The following is an 18,987-nucleotide window of genomic DNA, read 5'->3' as shown; positions in this document are numbered from 1 at the left end:
ATAAATTGACTTAAAATCAGAGGGAGAGAAATATGTTTCAAACAGAATTAGATCATCTATATCAGGCAACTTCCGCCAAAAGTATTCCTGTAGAATTTGCCAATTCACTTGCAGACGTTTCTCTCTCCGCTCTACAAAAAAACTATTTAAAAACACAGAAAAATTCGAATGCTCTAAGCGCCGGCGAAGTGATCTCTCTGTACAATAGCAAAGGGAATTTAGAACGTGTGATTATCGGTAATAATGCGCAAGAGCCTTTCTTCACATTAGGCGATAGCTATTCAAAATTGCCATTTGGGCATTACCATTTGCCGGAAGATTTATCTGAAGATTTACAATATCAGCATCTTCTTGCATTCGGATTAGGGGCTTATCAATTTGATCAATATAAGGCTTGCGAGAAACGCGCGGTATCTTTTTATCTGCCAGAAGCTTTAGCAGATAAAGTGAAAAATGCGTTAAGTGCACATTACTTAACTAGAGATCTCATTAATGAGCCGGCAAATAGTTTAACGCCGGATAATTTTGTGACGCAAATTCGTGCGGAGTTAGTCGGTTTTAATACAACGATCAAAGAGATTGTCGGCGCGGATCTTCTCAAGCAAAATTTCCCGCTCATCTATACCGTTGGCGCTGCAAGCAAATATCAACCACGATTAGTAGAAGTGATCTCTGAGAAAGAAGGTGCGCCAACTTTAACGCTTGTGGGAAAAGGCGTTACATTTGATTCCGGCGGTTTAGATATCAAGCCCCCTAACGGCATGCGTTATATGCAAAAGGATATGGGCGGTGCAGCACATATGTTGGCGTTAGCGAAATGGATTCTACAAGAGAACTGGAATATTTCGCTTCGTCTATTATTACCCATCGTCGAAAACAGTATTTCTGAGCGCTCCATGCGCCCCGGCGATATCGTGAAAAGCCGTAATGGTATGAGCGTTGAAATTGATAATACCGATGCCGAAGGTCGTCTTATTTTATGCGATGCTCTGACCTATGCGTTAGAAAAACCAAGCGATCTTCTCTTAGACTTTGCCACATTAACAGGAGCTGCTCGAGTTGCGCTTGGTACAGAGGTTCCGGCACTCTTTAGTAACAATGATGAATTTTCAGCATTGATGAGCCAAAAATCTATGGAAAACTGCGATACCGTATGGCGCTTACCGCTCTATGCGCCGTATAACGATTGGATTAAAGCGGATAATGCCGATATTAGCAATTCAGGTAGTGTGCCTTACGCCGGCGCTATTACCGCAGCCCTCTTTTTAGAGAGATTCGTTGCTGACAGTAAAGTGCCTTATGCGCATATTGATGTGATGGCTTGGAATATCCGCCATCGCCCCGGAAGACCAAAAGGGGGAGAAGCCATGGGATTAAGAGCGGCATTTGAAGCTCTCAAATACCACTTTAACTGTCAATAAGCATCAAATATAAAGAATTCTATAGAAATAAATTTCACATTTTGAGAAAAACAACATAAAAAACAGAAGGGTTATCATCAATAACCCTTTGATAACCTATTGATAACTGTAAGCTATAGTATTTTAAATCAATAAACGCTACACTAAAATTTATGTCTAAGTACCATTAATGAATAATTTTAGTTATTATTTATATTATTGAAAATAAAAAATATATCTATCCGCCGTTATTATATCTCGTATTCTTAGCACTCATTCATCGAATGTTCATGAGAATTTAGATTTAGCTTCTACTGATGACTGTAATCCACTTCATCACGATAGCGACGATATTAGATAATATAATTTTACAATAGACCGTTTCCCTAAACTTTTACCGAAAACTGAATAGTGCATGAAAAAGATCGCCCAAAGCCTTACCATCATGATATTGATGATGACCAGCATGATAGCCCTCGTCTTTGCCGAAACGGGTTTTTCAGCATTTATTGTCGATCATCGTACCGGAAAATCAATTTATGAACATGATATTGATGCTCGTCGCTATCCTGCATCTTTAACAAAAGTATTAACGCTGTATATCGTGTTTGAAGATCTATCTAAAGGGAAGATTAATCTTAATACTAAAGTGCCTTTCTCAGCGAAAGCAGCCGCTCAGCCCCCTTCCAAAATCGGTGCGAAAGAAGGTAGCTCTATTACGATGGATACGGCAATTAGAGCACTTATTGTAAAATCTGCTAATGATGTTGCCCTTGCCGTTGCAGAGAAAATTTCAGGATCAGAAGCCGCTTTCGCAAAACGCATGAATGCGACAGCAAAACGCTTAGGCATGCATAGCTCAAACTTTGCAAATCCCCATGGACTCTTTGATCCGAACCAATATACAACGGCTCGAGATATGATTAAGCTCGGCATTGCAACCCACAACCATTTCCCTAAATATTACCCTCTCTTTCAAACGCCTTCCTTTACCTATAATGGTGTTGTCTTTAACTCTCACAATAGAGTCAATAAGAACTTTGAAGGAGCGGATGGGATGAAAACAGGTTATATTCGAAAATCTGGATTTAACCTACTAACCAGTGCAAAACGTAATAATAATCGGGTTTTTGCCGTTGTCTTAGGCGGAAGAACAACGCAATTGAGAGATGATTTAATGCTCTCAATGCTCAATGAGAGTTTCTCTTCTGGATACCGGAGAAGCTCTGTTCGCACAATCTCTCCCTATATCACGAAAGACATGACTGTACTCTTTACCCCCACAAAAACAGTGACAAGCGATAAGACAGTTCTCAAAAACAGTAGCCGCTCACAGCTAAACACACCAAATACCGCAGTTGCAACTGCAACTCAGACACCCAAACCAAAAACAACTCAACCAGTATTTACCATACCTGAGCTTGTATTGGAATCCTCTTCAGAATATACATCTGCCGGCGATTACCACCCAGGAACAGCGCCCATTCGTGGCCCAATTATTAGCGCTGAAAAATCGAGTCACGCTGTACAAGTTGGAGCTTTTAAAGATTATAACGCCGCACGAGATAAAGCACGTCAGGCATATGAACATGTGCGAACAGGAACCGTACAAGTCTTTAATACAGGAGAAGTGTATAGAGCCCTATTATCTGGCATGAACGAGGCTGATGCAGATCAAATCTGTACCAAGTTACGTCAAAAACAGACTGAGTGCTTTGTGATTTCCCTCTAATTCAACAGAAGCAATTCTAGAATATCGTAAAATCACTCTAGAACATCTTCTCGAAGATCTCTAAAACCGATTAATTTTGCCAATTAATCGGTTTTTTACCGTTTGCCGTTAAATATTCATTGGTTTTAGAAAAAGGCTTAGAATCTAAAAATCCCCGATATGCGGACAACGGCGAAGGATGTGCGCTTGTGATAATACCGTGCTTCTCACTATCAATATTCTTTCCTTTTTGCTGCGCATGGCTTCCCCAAAGAATGAATACCACACCTTCACAGCGATGATTAATCTCTTCAATTACGGCAGTTGTAAACTCTTCCCAACCAATTTTAGCGTGGGAATGCGCCGATTTCTCTTCAACGGTTAATACTGTATTGAGCAAAAAAACACCTTCCGAACACCACGCCGTTAAATCCCCATCTTGCGGAGTGACAAAGGTTTCGATATCACTCTCTAATTCTCGGTAAATATTTCGAAGGGATGGCGGAATCTTCACCCCTCTCTGAACGGAAAATGCCAAGCCATTTGCTTGCCCAAAGCCATGATAAGGATCTTGTCCTAAAATGACGACATTAATGGTGGATTTAGGCTGTTTAAACACTTCAAAAATTTGGGATTTAGGGGGAAATACTCGCTTTCCTTCTGCTTGTGATTTTAATAATCCTCGCTGAATATCCTGAAAATAAGGCTTTCCAAGCTCCGCTTTGATAAAATCTCTCCATTCAGGATGAATTTCTTCTAACTCCACCATATTTCTATTCCCTTTCTGATTCTTGATTCATTAAATTTTCCGCCATTGTAATGAGAGGAGCCTCAAAATGCCACAATTAATCTCAAACCTTTTATGGGTGATGTTAGGCGCTTCTTTAGGGGGCGGAAGTCGTTATCTGATCTCTCTGATTGAAAACAAAATCTCGCTTCCAATCCAGATATCCACTCTAACCGTGAATATCCTCGGCGGATTACTTGCCGGAATTATCGCCGGATATTTACTACAAAAACCAGATCAAGCCATCCGCCTATTTTTAATCGTAGGATTCTGTGGCGGTTTAACAACCTTCTCAAGCTTCTCCTTAGAAACCATGTCATTACTGCAAAATAGAGAATATTTCCATTCTATGATGCTTATGCTCTTTCATCTCATCGGTTCAATTGGCGCTACATTCTTAGGATTTTATCTCATCAATACTTTGATGAATCCTTCAGCTTAAAAACCTAAACTACCCTAATACTTTCCAAATTCCAATAAAAAAGTCTTGGTAAAGATCATCTACCAAGACTTTATATCCTTCACATTTAATTGCTTTTAAATGTTTTTAAAGCATTTTAAGAGCTCGTAATTACACGTTGAAACGGAAATGAACCACATCGCCATCTTGAACGATATATTCTTTTCCTTCAAGACGCATTTTTCCTTTCTCTTTAGCGGCATTTTCGCCACCCAGTTCTACGTAATCATTATACGCAATTACTTCTGCACGGATAAATCCACGCTCAAAGTCTGTATGAATCACGCCCGCTGCTTGTGGCGCTGTTGATCCTTTACGAATCGTCCAAGCACGCACTTCTTTCACGCCGGCAGTGAAGTATGTTTCAAGATCTAAAAGCTGATAACCACCACGAATCACGCGGTTTAAGCCTGGCTCTTCAAAGCCCATATCATCTAAGAACATTGCTTTATCTTCATCATCTAATTGCGAAATTTCCGCTTCAATCGCTGCACAAATGGGCACAACAAAAGAATTTTCAGCTGCAGCATATTCTTCTACTTTCGTGAGAAGGGGGTTATTTTCAAAACCATCTTCATTCACGTTTGCGATATACATCACAGGTTTTAATGTTAAGAAGTGGAAATCACGAAGAAGCAGACGCTCTTCTGCATCTAAGCCCAATGAACGAAGGCTTTTTGCTTCATTCAATACCGGCAATACTTTCGATTTCAAAAGCTCAACCTGCGCAACGGCAGTTTTATCGCCACCTTTTGCAATACGCTCAAGTCTTTGAACGCCGCGCTCTGCACTCGCTAAGTCTGCAAGCGCAAGTTCCGTATTGATCACTTCAATATCATCAATCGGATTAATTTGACCAGCAACATGCACGATATCATCATTTTCAAAACAACGAACCACATGTGCAATTGCATCAGTTTCACGAATATTTGCGAGGAATTGATTTCCTAATCCTTCCCCTTGTGAAGCACCCGCTACTAAACCGGCAATATCCACAAAGTCGATATACGTTTGTTGAACACGCTCAGGCTTCACAATCGCCACTAAAGGATCTAAACGAGGATCGGGAACATTCACACGACCGACATTTGGCTCGATTGTGCAAAACGGATAGTTTGCAGCATCAATGCCCGCATTCGTTAATGCATTAAAGAGTGTCGATTTACCAACATTTGGAAGACCTACAATTCCACACTGAATAGCCATACAAATTCCTTTACAATTATTAGTTTATTTACGATGAAGCTCGTTCATCGCTTTTTCATATTCACCGGCAACAAATTCTGGCAAGACTCTTCTTGCATTATCTATCGCATTAAAAATTTCATGTTCTTCTTTTTCAGGGGTTTTTGCTAATACAAATCCTGATACTTGAGATGAATGTCCGGGATGCCCAATACCGATTCTTAATCGCATAAAGTCTTTAGAACCCAAAAGCTCAATAATGCTTCTTAAACCATTATGACCGCCGTGTCCGCCACCTTTTTTAAAGCGCGCAACTCCAGGAGGTAGATCTAATTCATCATGAACAACTAAGATTTCTTCAGGTCTGATCTTATAAAAAAGTGCAAGCGCAACCACAGCTTCGCCACTCTTATTCATATAAGTTTCAGGCTCAAGAAGATGTACTTTATGAACACCAAAAAGCTGCTCTCCAACTAATCCTTTAAAACGATTATTGAGAGAAAGCGGGCTTGTTCTAATACTATCAATAAACCAAAAACCCGCATTGTGGCGGGTTCTTGCATATTGAAGCCCTGGATTACCAAGGCCTACAATCATTTTTATCATAATAAAATACTCAATTAAGAGAGTGTTTAATTACTCTTTGTCTTCAGCCGCTGCTTCTGCTGCCGCTTCAGATGCTTCTTCTGCCGCTGCTGCGTCTTCAGCTTCTTCTTCAACTGCAACACGCGGCTCAACGATTGCAACAACTGGTTGGTCGTTCATCTCTTCTTCGTTCATGATGTTTACGAACTCAACACCTTTGATTGCTGGAATATCAGAAATCATGATGTGCTCGCCAACAGCAAGGTTTGCGATATCTACTTGGATTGCGCTTGGAAGATCTTTTGGTAAGCATGAAACTGCTAAAGTTGCTTCATGAAGTGTTACGATACCACCGTGAACAACACCTACAGATGTTTCTTCGTTTAATAATTCAACTGGTACGTCAACGATAAGCGCTTCGTGAGCATTTACACGTAAGAAGTCTAAATGCGTGATGATTGGCTTGTACGGATGGCGTTGAACGTCACGTAAAATTACAGACTCTTTTTTACCATCGATGATTAAATCAAGGATTGTTGTATAGATGTCTGCACGACGGAAACGTTTTAAAACTTCGTTATGGTTAAGAACAAGGCTTACTGCTTCTTTATCATTACCGTAAACGATTGCAGGAATATTTCCTTCATGACGTAGGCGGCGGCTCGCACCTTTACCCATATCTGAACGAACTGTTGCTTCAAAAAAATAGATTGACATTGGTGAACTCCAATTAAAATGTTTAAAATACGTTACAACCGCGACCAGTTATAACAGTCAAGCCCGTAATTATACGGATGTTACTCTTCGTTTGCAATCGTTATCGATTTCAATTTCAGGTTTAATCTTAATTCCTTACCACGTTTTCCACGCTCTTCAATGAGATTCTCCCATTCTGGTGGCGCTAATTTAAATTTACGCTGACCATATTCTACGACGAGCGTATCGCCTTTACTGATGACCAAAATGCCGACTAATCGATCTTTCTTCGCTTTAAACTGTGCGCCTGGAATGCCGATAATCTGATTGCCTTTTCCACGAGCCATTACCGGAAGCTCTGAGGTTGGCACCACTAAGAATCGCCCTTGCTCACTTACGGCAATCACAAATTGCGATTCAATATCTTCAATTTTTTGCGGCGCTAACATGATCGCATCATCACCTAAATTTACCGTTGATTTACCCGCTTTCTGCCTTGTGAGGAAATCACTATATTTCGAAACAAAGCCATAACCATTCGATGCACAGACTAAATAATGACTTGTATCTTTATCGAGAATTAAGTGCTCAATTTTGGCATTATCCGTTAAATTAATACGTGTCGTAATCGGTTCTCCGGCAGTTCTCGCTGTTGGCAGGGTAAATGCCGGCGTACTAAAACTGCGTCCTGTACTATCAAACAGCACTAACTGCTGATTATTTCGTCCTACGCAAGAGGTGAGATAACCATCACCGGATTTATAGTTCAGGCTTGTAGGATCAATATCTAAAGATTTTGCCGCACGAACCCAACCCATTTTAGAGATCACAACCATTACAGGTTCACTGGATACTAATGCTGACTCATCAATCGCTTCGGCCGCTTCTCGCTCGATCATTTTAGAACGACGATCATCGCCATACTTCTCGGCGTCTTCTTCGACTTCTTTCTTGATTAACGCATTAATTTTTTGAGGACTTTCAAGATGCGCAACAATATCATTAAGTTTTGCACGAAGCTCTGCTTCTTCGCCTTTGAGCTTCATCTCTTCAAGTTTTGCTAATTGACGTAAACGGGTTTCTAAAATGTAATCCGCTTGCGTTTCACTCAGCTCAAACTGTTTCATCAGCTCTAATTTTGGTTCATCTTCAAAGCGAATAATTCGAATCACTTCATCTAAATTTAAAAAGGCAATGAGAAGCCCTTCTAAAAGATGCAATCTTCTCTCAATACGATTTTTATGGAACGTTAAACGACGAATGACCGTTTCTCTTCTGAATTCAATCCATTCCGTTAAAATCTTATCTAAAGATTTTACTTTAGGTTTGAGATCAAGCCCAATCATATTGAGATTTACACGGAATGATTTCTCCAGTTCCGTTGTGGCAAATAGATGATTCATCACCATCTCTACATCCACGCGATTTGATCGTGGGATCAGAACGATTCGTACAGGCTCATCATGATCCGATTCATCACGAATATCTTCGATCATCGGCAATTTCTTCGCCTGCATTTGCGCGGCGATATCTTGTTGCATTTTTTCGCCGGAAACCTGATACGGCAATTCGTAAATGATGATCTCATCATTTTCCACGCGATATCTTGCACGTACTCGAACGCTTCCACGCCCTTTCTCATAAATAGAAAGAAGCTCTTTTTTCGGCGTGATAATTTCGCCACCCGTTGGATAATCAGGTGCCGGAATAATTTTTACTAACTCTTTTAAGGTCATCTCCGGCTGATCAATCAGCGCACAGACACCTTTTGCCACTTCTCTTAAGTTATGTGGTGGAATATCTGTTGCCATTCCTACGGCAATTCCCGTTCCTCCATTTAAGAGAATATTCGGCAATCTTGCCGGCAATAATTTTGGTTCCTCTAAAGAGCCATCAAAGTTCGGCGCCCATTCAACAGTGCCTTCGCCGAGCTCTTTCAATAACACTTCTGAATATTTCGATAATTTTGATTCCGTATAACGCATTGCCGCAAACGATTTCGGATTATCAAGAGAACCGAAGTTTCCTTGCCCATCTACCAATGGATAACGATAGGAGAATGGCTGCGCCATTAATACCATCGCTTCATAACATGCGCTATCTCCGTGCGGATGGTATTTCCCGAGCACATCCCCAACGGTTCTTGCGGACTTTTTAGGTTTTGAGCCGGCATTTAAACCGAGTTCACTCATCGCATAAACAATTCGGCGCTGAACAGGCTTTAAACCATCTCCAATATAAGGCAACGCACGATCCATAATGACGTACATTGAGTAATTGAGATAAGCCTCTTCCGCAAAATCTGCCATTGGGCGAACTTCAAAATTTTTATTAGACAAGTTACTCATATATTTCTCGTTTTTAGTTTATTTCTTTGATCTGCTATGACTTAGCTTTTAGTAAAGATTTTTATAGACAATCTCAAGATTGTACTGCAATATCAGATTCCATAATAATTTTATCTGCGCAAATCATTATCTAAATCCATGATTTGCAGATTTATTTCTACTAGCATCATTCTTAAATGATGCATTATGACAAATTTTATTGTTGTTAAGCTATATAGTGAAAACAGCTGTTGAAAATCGATAGTTTCACTCAATTAAAAAACCCATCTAAAACTAATGACTAGATGGGTTTTAATACTTTTAGTACCACTGAATTTGTTTGAATCAATCTATTTCCCACTCCAAAAGAGTAGGAATGTACTATTTCAACGATATCTTAGAATACAAATTCAGGCTTATCTTCAAAGCCAGCAAGGCGCTCAAGATCACGTTCAAAAATTGGTGTTGTACGAATCTCTTCAGCAATTTTTGAGAATACCGTTGCGCTCATTGCGTGCTCTTTGCCAACGATTGCTAATAAACGACCTTTTTCATTTAAAAGATCAAAGTAATCTGCCGGCACTTCTTTCATGGAACCCGTGAAAATGATGACATCAAATGTTCCTAATGATTTGTAAACATCTTGAATACGACCATTTTTATATTCGATATTGGTAAAACCAAGCTCTCTTGTGATCGCTTCTGCATTCACATTAAAACGCTCAACCATATCCACAGCAACCACTTCTTTACCGAGTCTAGAAGCACATGCGGCCAAGAAACCACTACCTGTTCCGACCACTAATATGCGTTCATGATCTTCAATACGAACTTCTTGTAAAAAACGTCCTTCAAATACCGGCGTTAACATTAAATGTGCATCATTTAATGGGATACGTGTTTCGGCAAAAGCAACGCTTTCATACTCTTTTGGGACAAATTGATCACGAGATACCACATCAAATACATCTAAAACCCGTTGGTTTAAAATATTCCACGGTCTTAACATTTGCTGAACCATATTCGTACGAGCTTGCTGGATTTTTTGTTCGTTATCTAACATTTTCCCACCTTTCCAAAAAGTCTTTTCTTTAATCCAATAACCAAATAATCATGACATCATAACACCATTCAAAAAATCCTTAAAATTATTAAACAACAAGACTTGCAAGCACTCACGGGAAAAACTAAACTAATGGCGCACCACATCTTTTGTCCTAATCCCTGAAGGAATAATGCATGTTTAAAAATATCTCTCTTCAAGACTTTGATCCGGCACTTTTTAATGCTGTTGAGCAAGAAAACAAACGTCAACAAGATCATATCGAATTGATCGCTTCAGAAAACTACTGTTCACCGCTTGTAATGGAACTTCAAGGTTCACAACTTACAAACAAATATGCAGAAGGTTATCCTGGTAAGCGTTACTACGGCGGTTGTGAATTTGTTGATATCGCTGAAGATCTTGCAATCGAGCGTGCAAAACAGCTCTTCAATGCAGATTATGCAAACGTTCAACCACATTCAGGTTCACAAGCAAACGGCGCAGTATACTTAGCGCTTTTAAATGCTGGCGATACTGTTTTAGGTATGAGCCTTGATCACGGTGGTCACTTAACACACGGTGCGAAAGTAAACTTCTCAGGTCGTACTTATAATGCTGTGCATTACGGCGTGAACAACGAAGGTTTAATCGACTACGACGAAGTAGAAAGATTAGCGCTTGAGCACAAACCAAAAATGATTGTTGCAGGTTTCTCTGCATATTCAAAAACTTTAGACTTCAAACGTTTCCGTGAAATCGCAGATAAAGTAGGTGCTTACCTCTTTACAGATATCGCTCACGTTGCAGGTTTAGTAGCGGTTGGTTTATACCCTAACCCAATCGAATATGCGGACGTTGTAACAACAACAACTCACAAAACACTTCGTGGTCCACGTGGTGGTTTGATTCTTTCTAAAAACCGTCCTGAGCTTGCGAAAAAATTAAACTCAGCGATCTTCCCTGGAATTCAAGGTGGTCCTTTAATGCATGTTATCGCTGCTAAAGCGGTTGCATTCTTAGAAGCACTTCAACCGGAATTCAAAGAATATCAACAACAAGTAATCACGAATGCTAAAACAATGGCTCGTGTATTCCAATCACGCGGTTACAAAATTGTTTCTAACGGAACAGATAACCACTTGATGCTTGTAGATTTAATCGATCGTGGTTTAACAGGTAAACAAGCAGACGAAGCTTTAGGTCGCGCAAATATTACTGTAAACAAAAACTCAGTACCAAACGATCCACAATCTCCATTTGTAACTTCAGGAATCCGTATCGGAACACCTGCAATTACAACTCGTGGTTTCAAAGAAGCACAATGTGACCTTCTTGCAAACTGGATTTGTGATGTATTAGACAACATCGAAGACGATTCAGTGATTGATCGTGTTGCGAACAATGTTGTTGGTCTTTGCGATAAATTCCCAGTTTACCCAGCTTCAGTAATCTAATGTTAGATTTCAATTTTCTAATCTCTCAATAGATTAGAACGTGATGCATCATCAATCTAAAAAACGCTCATGATTTTATCATCGAGCGTTTTTTTATCATCTTTTTCCAAGCTATAAACATCTATCAAAAGTCTTGCAACCATATTACTTTCAAATAGTTAAACAAAAACACTCAAGTTATTCCAAAAATATCTTCAAGTTACCCTGAGAGATATCCACAGAAATTGTGCATATCTTTTAAGTTATCCCTAGGTAAGTATTAAAATAACTAGATGAATACTAAATATATGCAATAGCTCGCATTGGAGAGGCTGAACCCTGTTTTATTTTAAGAGGAAAAGCCATAAAAAGGAATTCACCCTTGAGGTCGCTCAAATGTGCTAAATTCTCAATAATGGGAATTCCTGCACCTAATAAAACTTGGTGAGCTGGATGTGTTCCATCATTTTCAAAAGCGTCTAAAGCCATAGCATCTGTACCAACCGCTTTAACACCCTTAGATTGCAAATACATCGCCCCATCTTTAGATAAACCTCGCCAATCTACCATAAATTTTTGATGATCAGGTTTCAGACCCCAGTATTTCTCTTGCCCCGTATAGAAACAGACGATATCATCTTTTTGAACAGAAATATTTTCTTGCTCCCATTCCTGAATAAGGGTTTTAGTAGCAACCCCATTATCTGGCAGATTTGATATATCTATCACATATGCCCTCCCCACCAATTGATCCAAAGGCATCTCATCAATATTCCAACCATTTTTTATAAAATGACTTTGTGCATCCACATGTGTTCCACAGTGCTCACCTAAGATTAATTGATTTAAATAGGAAACATCCTTTTTCTCTAAGGAATCAACTTCATTCTGATAAAATTTAGGATGAGTAAACCATACTGGCATTCCTTCTTCTAAACTATGACTCAAATCTATAATTGAATACTTATTAAGTAGAGATAACAAACTATCCATAATGCCTCCTATTAGATGGCTTAATGACTGTTTCTTTCAGAAAATAAAGAGGAATTAAAGCTAATAAAATAATAATAGTAATAACAATATAATGAGTCGAAAATCCATAGTTCAAAATTATCCATCCCGCAACCGGAGCAACAATGAATCCAGCAACCCCTAATGCAATGCCAATCATTAATCCCATACTAGATGCGGCGGCCTGAGGCGCTGAGTCAATCAATGTTGCGTAAATCACTGGAAATGGTGAATTTCTAAAAATTCCCCAACAAATAAGGATAATCCATGCACTAGTAGCAGATACAATAAAATTACATGCTATTGAAGCTATGACCCAACCTACCGTAATAATAAATAAAGCTCCCTTTCGCCCTTTCTTATCAGAATAACTACCCCAAAAAATTTGACCTATCCACCCTGTAATTCCTGATGCTCCTGATATTACAATAGCTTCAGCCAAATCCAAGCCTACATTTTTAGTAAGTTGAAGTGTCAAAAAAGTTGCTATTCCTAATTCAGCCCAAATGAAAATAAAAAATAAAATAATAGCCATAAGACAATTTTTGTTTTTTAAACAATTTAATCCTGTCTTTAAAGACTCCATAAAAGAGATCTTCACGGGCTCATCCTCTTCTATAGGAACCGTTAAATGGTTATCCTCTATCCATTGATAAACTTCGGCTTGCTTTTTCTTTGTAGCAATCACTAATTGAATAATAATAATCGGGACACCTAACAAAGGAATTACTAAAAAAACATAACGCCATGCTTCATCAGGATTACCTATAGAAAAAACTGTAACAATATATATCGTTAATCCAATCAGTAATGGTCCAATAAACTGGCCTAAAGGAAACCCTGTATGATGTAATCCAATTGCAAATCCACGATTTTCTTTTTGCCACCATTCACTAACTAATGCAACATTAATAGGCTCAGATCCCCCGCTTCCAAACCCCATAACTACACGCAATACTTGAAATCCTAATAAGGTCTTGCTGAATGCAGTGAGAACACCGGCGACGATTTCAATTAATACTGCAAAAACCCAACTATAAGCTCGCTTATATCCTTTACCGATATAATCGGATATGAAACTTAATATTAATGCTCCTAAAAAAGTTCCAACAAAACTTAATGAATTTAAAAATCCTGCTTGGACTTCTGTTAAATCAAACTCTTTCATAATTGCTGGCATTAACGCCGGCAATATTAGGCGATCAATAGAGTTCATTAAAATGGCTAATGTCGTTATCCATAGCATCCACCATGATATAGGGTGTGCTTTTGGGATATTCAGTTTAAGTTTCATATGCTTCTCCTCAATCCATTGATATTGACAAGGAAACTGCTGAGTATTATTAATAGATTCCTCTAACGATAAAACTATATTAATCCCACAAGGTTTAAGACACCTTTAAAAATAATATTTTTTATAAAAGACCCCAAAGAATAATTCTCAACACATCCAAGTCCCTACAAAAATTAACTCTTAATATTTTTGACAAGTCTTTCATAGAAAAACGCATAAATAACTACTATAGAAAAACAGAATAACGGCAATATATATGAAAATGCGGTTCCCTGACTATCTGCCACAACTCCCATAATTGCTGGCATAATAGCCCCACCAACAATTGCCATAATCATACATGAGCTCCCAATCTTAGTACGTGAGCCCAAATTTTTAACCCCCATCGCAAAAATAGTTGGGAACATAATGGATATAAAGAAAAACGTTGCGATTACAGCAATTACTGAAATATAAGGAATTTCCAAAACAGTTAATACCATCATTACACAACAAGTTAAACCATATAAAGCTAACATTTTACTAGGTTGGAACTTTGTCATTAATCCTGTACTAATAAAACGACCTAGCATTAAACATAGCATTGCGATAGAGAGAAAAAATGCTCCATTTTGGCTAGAAGCATTGGGCCAATTTTCAACAGCAAGATTAATAAAGAATGCACCTATCCCTACTTGTGCAGCAACATAAAAAAACTGTGTAATCACGCCAAATACAAATTCTTTATGTTGAAAAAGAGGTTTGTTATGTGCAATTGAATCCAACTCCTGTTCATTGTCTCTAAGATCTGGGAGCTTCGTTTTTGCAAATAAAAATATCAATAAAATCACAAGAATAGCAATAGCTATATAAGTCATCATCACTGCTGACTCACTTGAATTTGTACTTTCTACAATCTGTTCCCCAGATTTAAAAAAGAGTAATCCTCCTATTAATGGTCCACAAAACTGCCCTAAACCATTAAATGACTGAGATAGGTTTAATCGTGTCTCTGCAGTCTTAGGGTCTCCCAAAGCTGTTGCATACGGGTTCGCAGCTGTTTCTAAACATCCTAATCCTAATGCTAGAACAAATAATGCAAAAAGAAAGACATAAAAATTGCCAATTGAGGTCGCTGGAACAAATAATAATGCTCCTACGGCATATAACACTAATCCAAGAATAATCCCGCTTTTGTACCCTCTCTTTTCCATGATTAATCCGGCAGGAATAGCAACAACAAAATATGCCCCAAAATATGCAGCTTGTACTAATCCTGATTGCCCCTTACTCACATTCAGTGTTTCTTGGAAATGTTTATTTAAAACATCCATTAAGCCATAAGATAATCCCCACATAAAAAATAATGAGGTTACCAAAATAAATGCCAAACGATACTTAGGATCTGTAATTCTCTTCTTTATCTCACCCATATTTATCTCCTTGTTATATTTTATTGTTTTTGTAGGTCAAAAATTTTATTCATTTGTACCCATTTCTCACCTTCTCTAGCCCAAGGGGTGGCAACTTGGTACTTCCACATTTCTTTCTCCCACTTCTCATTAATAGGATTATTTTTAGCTATTTGACGAGCTTTCTCTGGATGATATTCAGAATTAACATCCATAATCATGAACAAACGATTTCCAATCCTCCAAATCTCCATTTGTTCAACTCCCATCATCTTGATCTGTTCTACGATCTCAGGCCAAATCTTGTGATGTGCCATCTCATACTCAGCAATAAGCTCTGGATCATCATGTAAATCTAATGCTTGGCAATAACGTTTTATTGTATTCATAGTGTGATAGCCCGATCTAAATGAGTATAACCACCATCAGAAAACACCCACTGTCCTGTTGTATGAGATGCTAAAGGAGATAATAGAAATACTGCCGTATTTCCCATCTCCTCAACTGTTGTCATTCTTTGATCTAGGGGAATATTTTTCGTAATACTTTGTAATTTTTCTTCAGCATTAGGAAATGATTGAATCCACTTCTGATATAACGGAGTCCATACTTCAGCCGGAACCAAACAATTACAACGGACACCATCTTTGGCATATGATGCAGCCCACTCTCTAGTTAAAGATAATTGTGCACCTTTTGCAGCCGTATAAGCACTCGTTCCACCTTGTCCTGTTAAGGCAGTTTTAGAACTAACATTTAAAATGGATCCTTTAGTTTTTTTTAACTCTCCAATACAGTAGTGAGCCATCGTAAAATAATGAATAAGATTTTTATCTAGCGACTCTCTAAAACTTTCAGGAGATCCCTCTAAAGGAATACTATCATTCGCTCCCGCACAATTTACTAATCCATCTATCCGTCCAAACTCCTGAATCACCTTCTCAATTTCTTGTCGGATTCCTTCATCGTTATTCGTTAAATCTATGAGTACCACTTTTGTTTTAGGTTGCAGATCATAAATAATATCGCTAACTTCAATAGTAGGTTTACTTCTCCCAAAAATAACCGGTATTCCTCCCTCTCGAGCAATCGCAACTGAAATCCCCCCCCCAATTCCTGACCCTCCTCCTGTTATAATAAATACTTTATCTTTTATTTTTAAATCCATATTAATCTCCTCCATATTATTATTTTTATAGTTTATAAACCCGGCAAGCAACATTCCCCATAATTGATGCCTGCTCACTTAAGGTAAGATCTGCAATAGTAGTTTCAATTAAGTCATAAACATTCTCATAAGTTCCTCCTAATTGACAAACAGGCCAATCAGAGCCAAACATTAATCTATCTGGGGAAAATACCTCTATTGCATGATCAATAAAAGGATAGATATCCTCTGACACCCAATTAGTCTTTGCTTCTGTTACCATTCCGGATAATTTGCAAAATACGTGTGGTAAACTTGCCAACTCCTTTAACTCTTTTCGCCATCTTTGTGAGTTATTGTTTGCGATACTTGGTTTCCCTAAATGATCTATAATCAAAGGAGAGTTATCATGTTTCTTACAAAAGTTGATTGCGGCCTTAAGATCCTTTTCATAGCATAAAACTTCATACAAATACCCAGATGCTAAGAGCTTTTCGATACCTTGATTAAATTTCTCATCTTCAAAAAATGCTGACGGATTATGTTCATCTTGAATCAAATGACGAAATCCCTTCATTTTTGTCTTTTGATAAAAATCTAATTGTTCAGCTAGCTCTTGACTACGAATATCTACCCATCCTACAACGCCTTTAATCCATAAATACTCTTCAGATAAGTTTAGTAAAAATTGATTCTCTTCTAGATTCTGTCTTGCTTGAACGGCAATAACCCCATCTATTCGATAGGTTTCTAAAGTAGCTTTAATATCCTGAGGAAGGACATTCCTCTTTAACTTTGGCATCTCATTACTAATCCAACCATAATGAGCGGCATCATAAATCCAATAATGTTGATGACTATCGATTCTCATCACTCAGCTCCTGTCAGTCTATAAAGATGTATTGCGTTTCCAAAACATAAAATCAAACTGTTCTAACTCATCTGATTTAACTTCGTATTCTCCACTGGCTGTTTGAATAATTTTTTCTAACAATTCATCAGCGACTTTATCAAGAGAAACTCCTTCAATCACATCTCCACAGTCAAAATCAATCATATCTGACATTTTTTGAGCGACCTTACTATTCGTCGCAATTTTAATAACTGGTGTAATAGGATTACCGGTGGGGGTACCTAACCCTGTAGAAAATAAAATAATATTAGCACCTGCAGCAACTTGTCCCGTAACAGCTTCAACATCATTGCCGGGAGTGCATACTAAAGATAACCCTGAATCTGGCATTAACTCCCCGTAATCTTTAACCGCAATAATCGGTGCAACTCCAGCCTTTTTTGCAGCTCCTGTAGATTTAATTGCATCAGTAATTAATCCATCTTTAATATTCCCTGGACTCGGATTATCAGAAATAGATGCTCCTTCAAAGTTTGCAACCTTCTCATAAGATTCCATCAAAGATAAAAATTTCTCTTTATCCGCTAAATCTATACAGCGTTCTAAAATATTTCCCTCAGCTCCACATAGCTCAGGAAACTCTGCCAAACAACTACCGCCTCCTAAAGACACAATGCGGTCAGAAACTATTCCCATTACAGGATTTGCGGAAATCCCAGAAAAGCCATCAGACCCACCGCACTTTACGCCTAACTTTAATTTAGATAAAGGCACGTCCACTCTTTCAATTTGATTCACTGACTCTAAATAACCAAATGTTTCTTCAAGAGCTGTGTTCATCATCTCTTCTTCACTTGACCATTCTTGTTGACGATAAATTAATAGAGGCTTATTAAAGGTTGGGTTAACCTCTCTGAGCTCTTCTTTAAAGATATTTATTTGGGCTTTTTCGCATCCCAAACTAAAGACAGTTACCCCAGATACATTGGGATGATCTGCATAATCTGCTAATATCCGGCATAATGAACGAGCATCATAATCTGTGCCACCACAGCCGCTATTGACTTGTACTGCTCTGATTCCATCAATATTAGAATAAACTCTATTACCTTTAAAAGATTGATTTTCTGTACCAAGTAAACGTCGTGTGATATTAGAATAGTCAACAGTTCCATAACCTAAAGGAATTGATAAAGCCTCTTGTAACTTCAATACATTTCTATTTTCACAAAATACAAGAGGCATAATCAGCCAATAATTACGTGTACCTACACGTCCATCAGTTCGGACATATCCCTTAAATGTTCTTCTATCCCATTTTTCTACATTAGGAATAGTCCATTCGTAATATGCCTCATTATCTAAACTAATAGGTGCGGCATAATGAATGACATTATCAGTAGTGATAACTTCGCCCTTTTGAATAGGGCTCAATGCTTTACCAATTGGGACCCCGTACATATATAAAATATCACCAACGGATAGATCTTCAGTCGTAAATTTATGTTTTGCAGAAACATCTGTTACTAACAGATAATCCTTTCCATCCCAAGTCACAATACTATCTTTGGAAATATCTGTTAATGCGACGATTAAATTATCTTTATTATCTATTTTTAAAATTTTATTCATAAGATTTCCTCATATCACTCTCTTAGATAC

Annotated in this window: 17 protein-coding genes; 4 read left to right on the top strand and 13 right to left on the bottom strand. The window is 38.2% G+C overall.

The window, feature by feature from the left end:
• The first annotated feature begins 32 nt into the window (after positions 1-32).
• Positions 33-1,421, top strand: coding sequence for a leucyl aminopeptidase family protein (locus ACYSN2_RS09345; RefSeq protein WP_461749990.1), 1,389 nt, complete (start codon positions 33-35; stop codon positions 1,419-1,421).
• Between the two features lie 445 nt (positions 1,422-1,866).
• Positions 1,867-3,132, top strand: coding sequence for a serine hydrolase (locus ACYSN2_RS09340; protein WP_461749989.1), 1,266 nt, complete (start codon positions 1,867-1,869; stop codon positions 3,130-3,132).
• 70 nt (positions 3,133-3,202) lie between these two features.
• Here the strand turns inward: ACYSN2_RS09340 and ung are convergent, their stop codons facing one another.
• Entirely contained in the window at positions 3,203-3,880 is a 678-nt protein-coding gene (ung, locus tag ACYSN2_RS09335) for a uracil-DNA glycosylase (protein WP_461749988.1), read from the bottom strand.
• 67 nt (positions 3,881-3,947) lie between these two features.
• Here ung and ACYSN2_RS09330 point away from each other — a divergent pair, with 67 nt between their 5' ends.
• The gene (locus ACYSN2_RS09330; protein ID WP_461749987.1) at positions 3,948-4,340 is read left to right on the top strand and encodes a fluoride efflux transporter FluC; all 393 of its coding nucleotides are present in this window, start codon (positions 3,948-3,950) and stop codon (positions 4,338-4,340) included.
• Positions 4,341-4,469: 129 nt separating this feature from the next.
• Here the strand turns inward: ACYSN2_RS09330 and ychF are convergent, their stop codons facing one another.
• From ychF to ACYSN2_RS09305, 5 genes are all read right to left on the bottom strand, one after another.
• The gene (gene ychF / locus ACYSN2_RS09325) at positions 4,470-5,564 is read right to left on the bottom strand and encodes a redox-regulated ATPase YchF (protein ID WP_461749986.1); all 1,095 of its coding nucleotides are present in this window, start codon (positions 5,562-5,564) and stop codon (positions 4,470-4,472) included.
• A 24-nt stretch (positions 5,565-5,588) separates the two neighbouring features.
• Positions 5,589-6,149 (bottom strand): aminoacyl-tRNA hydrolase, encoded by a 561-nt coding sequence (gene pth, locus ACYSN2_RS09320; RefSeq protein WP_461749985.1) that lies wholly within the window; start codon positions 6,147-6,149, stop codon positions 5,589-5,591.
• A gap of 30 nt (positions 6,150-6,179) precedes the next feature.
• Positions 6,180-6,845, bottom strand: a complete 666-nt coding sequence (locus ACYSN2_RS09315; RefSeq protein WP_461749984.1) for a 50S ribosomal protein L25/general stress protein Ctc — start codon at positions 6,843-6,845, stop codon at positions 6,180-6,182.
• A gap of 80 nt (positions 6,846-6,925) precedes the next feature.
• A complete protein-coding gene (gene parC, locus ACYSN2_RS09310; protein ID WP_461749983.1) occupies positions 6,926-9,172 on the bottom strand; it encodes a DNA topoisomerase IV subunit A in 2,247 nt (748 codons plus the stop codon).
• Positions 9,173-9,548: 376 nt separating this feature from the next.
• Entirely contained in the window at positions 9,549-10,214 is a 666-nt protein-coding gene (locus ACYSN2_RS09305; protein ID WP_461749982.1) for a protein-L-isoaspartate O-methyltransferase family protein, read from the bottom strand.
• Positions 10,215-10,390: 176 nt separating this feature from the next.
• Here ACYSN2_RS09305 and glyA point away from each other — a divergent pair, with 176 nt between their 5' ends.
• Positions 10,391-11,650: a serine hydroxymethyltransferase gene (gene glyA, locus ACYSN2_RS09300; protein WP_461749981.1), complete on the top strand. Its 1,260-nt coding sequence runs from the start codon at positions 10,391-10,393 to the stop codon at positions 11,648-11,650.
• A gap of 279 nt (positions 11,651-11,929) precedes the next feature.
• Here the strand turns inward: glyA and ACYSN2_RS09295 are convergent, their stop codons facing one another.
• The 7 genes from ACYSN2_RS09295 to ACYSN2_RS09265 form a co-directional block, all read right to left on the bottom strand.
• Positions 11,930-12,622, bottom strand: a complete 693-nt coding sequence (locus ACYSN2_RS09295) for a cyclase family protein (RefSeq protein ID WP_461749980.1) — start codon at positions 12,620-12,622, stop codon at positions 11,930-11,932.
• Positions 12,615-13,934 (bottom strand): MFS transporter, encoded by a 1,320-nt coding sequence (locus ACYSN2_RS09290; protein ID WP_461749979.1) that lies wholly within the window; start codon positions 13,932-13,934, stop codon positions 12,615-12,617. The genes ACYSN2_RS09295 and ACYSN2_RS09290 overlap by 8 nt, the downstream gene beginning before the upstream one ends.
• A 173-nt stretch (positions 13,935-14,107) precedes the next feature.
• Complete coding sequence (gene fucP, locus ACYSN2_RS09285; RefSeq protein WP_461749978.1) at positions 14,108-15,346, bottom strand: L-fucose:H+ symporter permease; 1,239 nt, start codon at positions 15,344-15,346, stop codon at positions 14,108-14,110.
• A gap of 20 nt (positions 15,347-15,366) precedes the next feature.
• Positions 15,367-15,714: an L-rhamnose mutarotase gene (locus tag ACYSN2_RS09280; RefSeq protein ID WP_461749977.1), complete on the bottom strand. Its 348-nt coding sequence runs from the start codon at positions 15,712-15,714 to the stop codon at positions 15,367-15,369.
• A complete protein-coding gene (locus tag ACYSN2_RS09275; protein ID WP_461749976.1) occupies positions 15,711-16,493 on the bottom strand; it encodes an SDR family oxidoreductase in 783 nt (260 codons plus the stop codon). Before ACYSN2_RS09275 ends, ACYSN2_RS09280 begins: the two co-directional genes overlap by 4 nt.
• Positions 16,494-16,518: 25 nt before the next feature.
• A complete protein-coding gene (locus ACYSN2_RS09270) occupies positions 16,519-17,343 on the bottom strand; it encodes an amidohydrolase family protein (RefSeq protein ID WP_461749975.1) in 825 nt (274 codons plus the stop codon).
• A gap of 18 nt (positions 17,344-17,361) precedes the next feature.
• A complete protein-coding gene (locus ACYSN2_RS09265; RefSeq protein ID WP_461749974.1) occupies positions 17,362-18,957 on the bottom strand; it encodes a UxaA family hydrolase in 1,596 nt (531 codons plus the stop codon).
• Positions 18,958-18,987: the final 30 nt, after the last annotated feature.

It is taken from the genome of Ignatzschineria sp. LJL83, from assembly GCF_054871845.1.
This window is presented reverse-complemented; position numbering and strand designations above follow the sequence as displayed.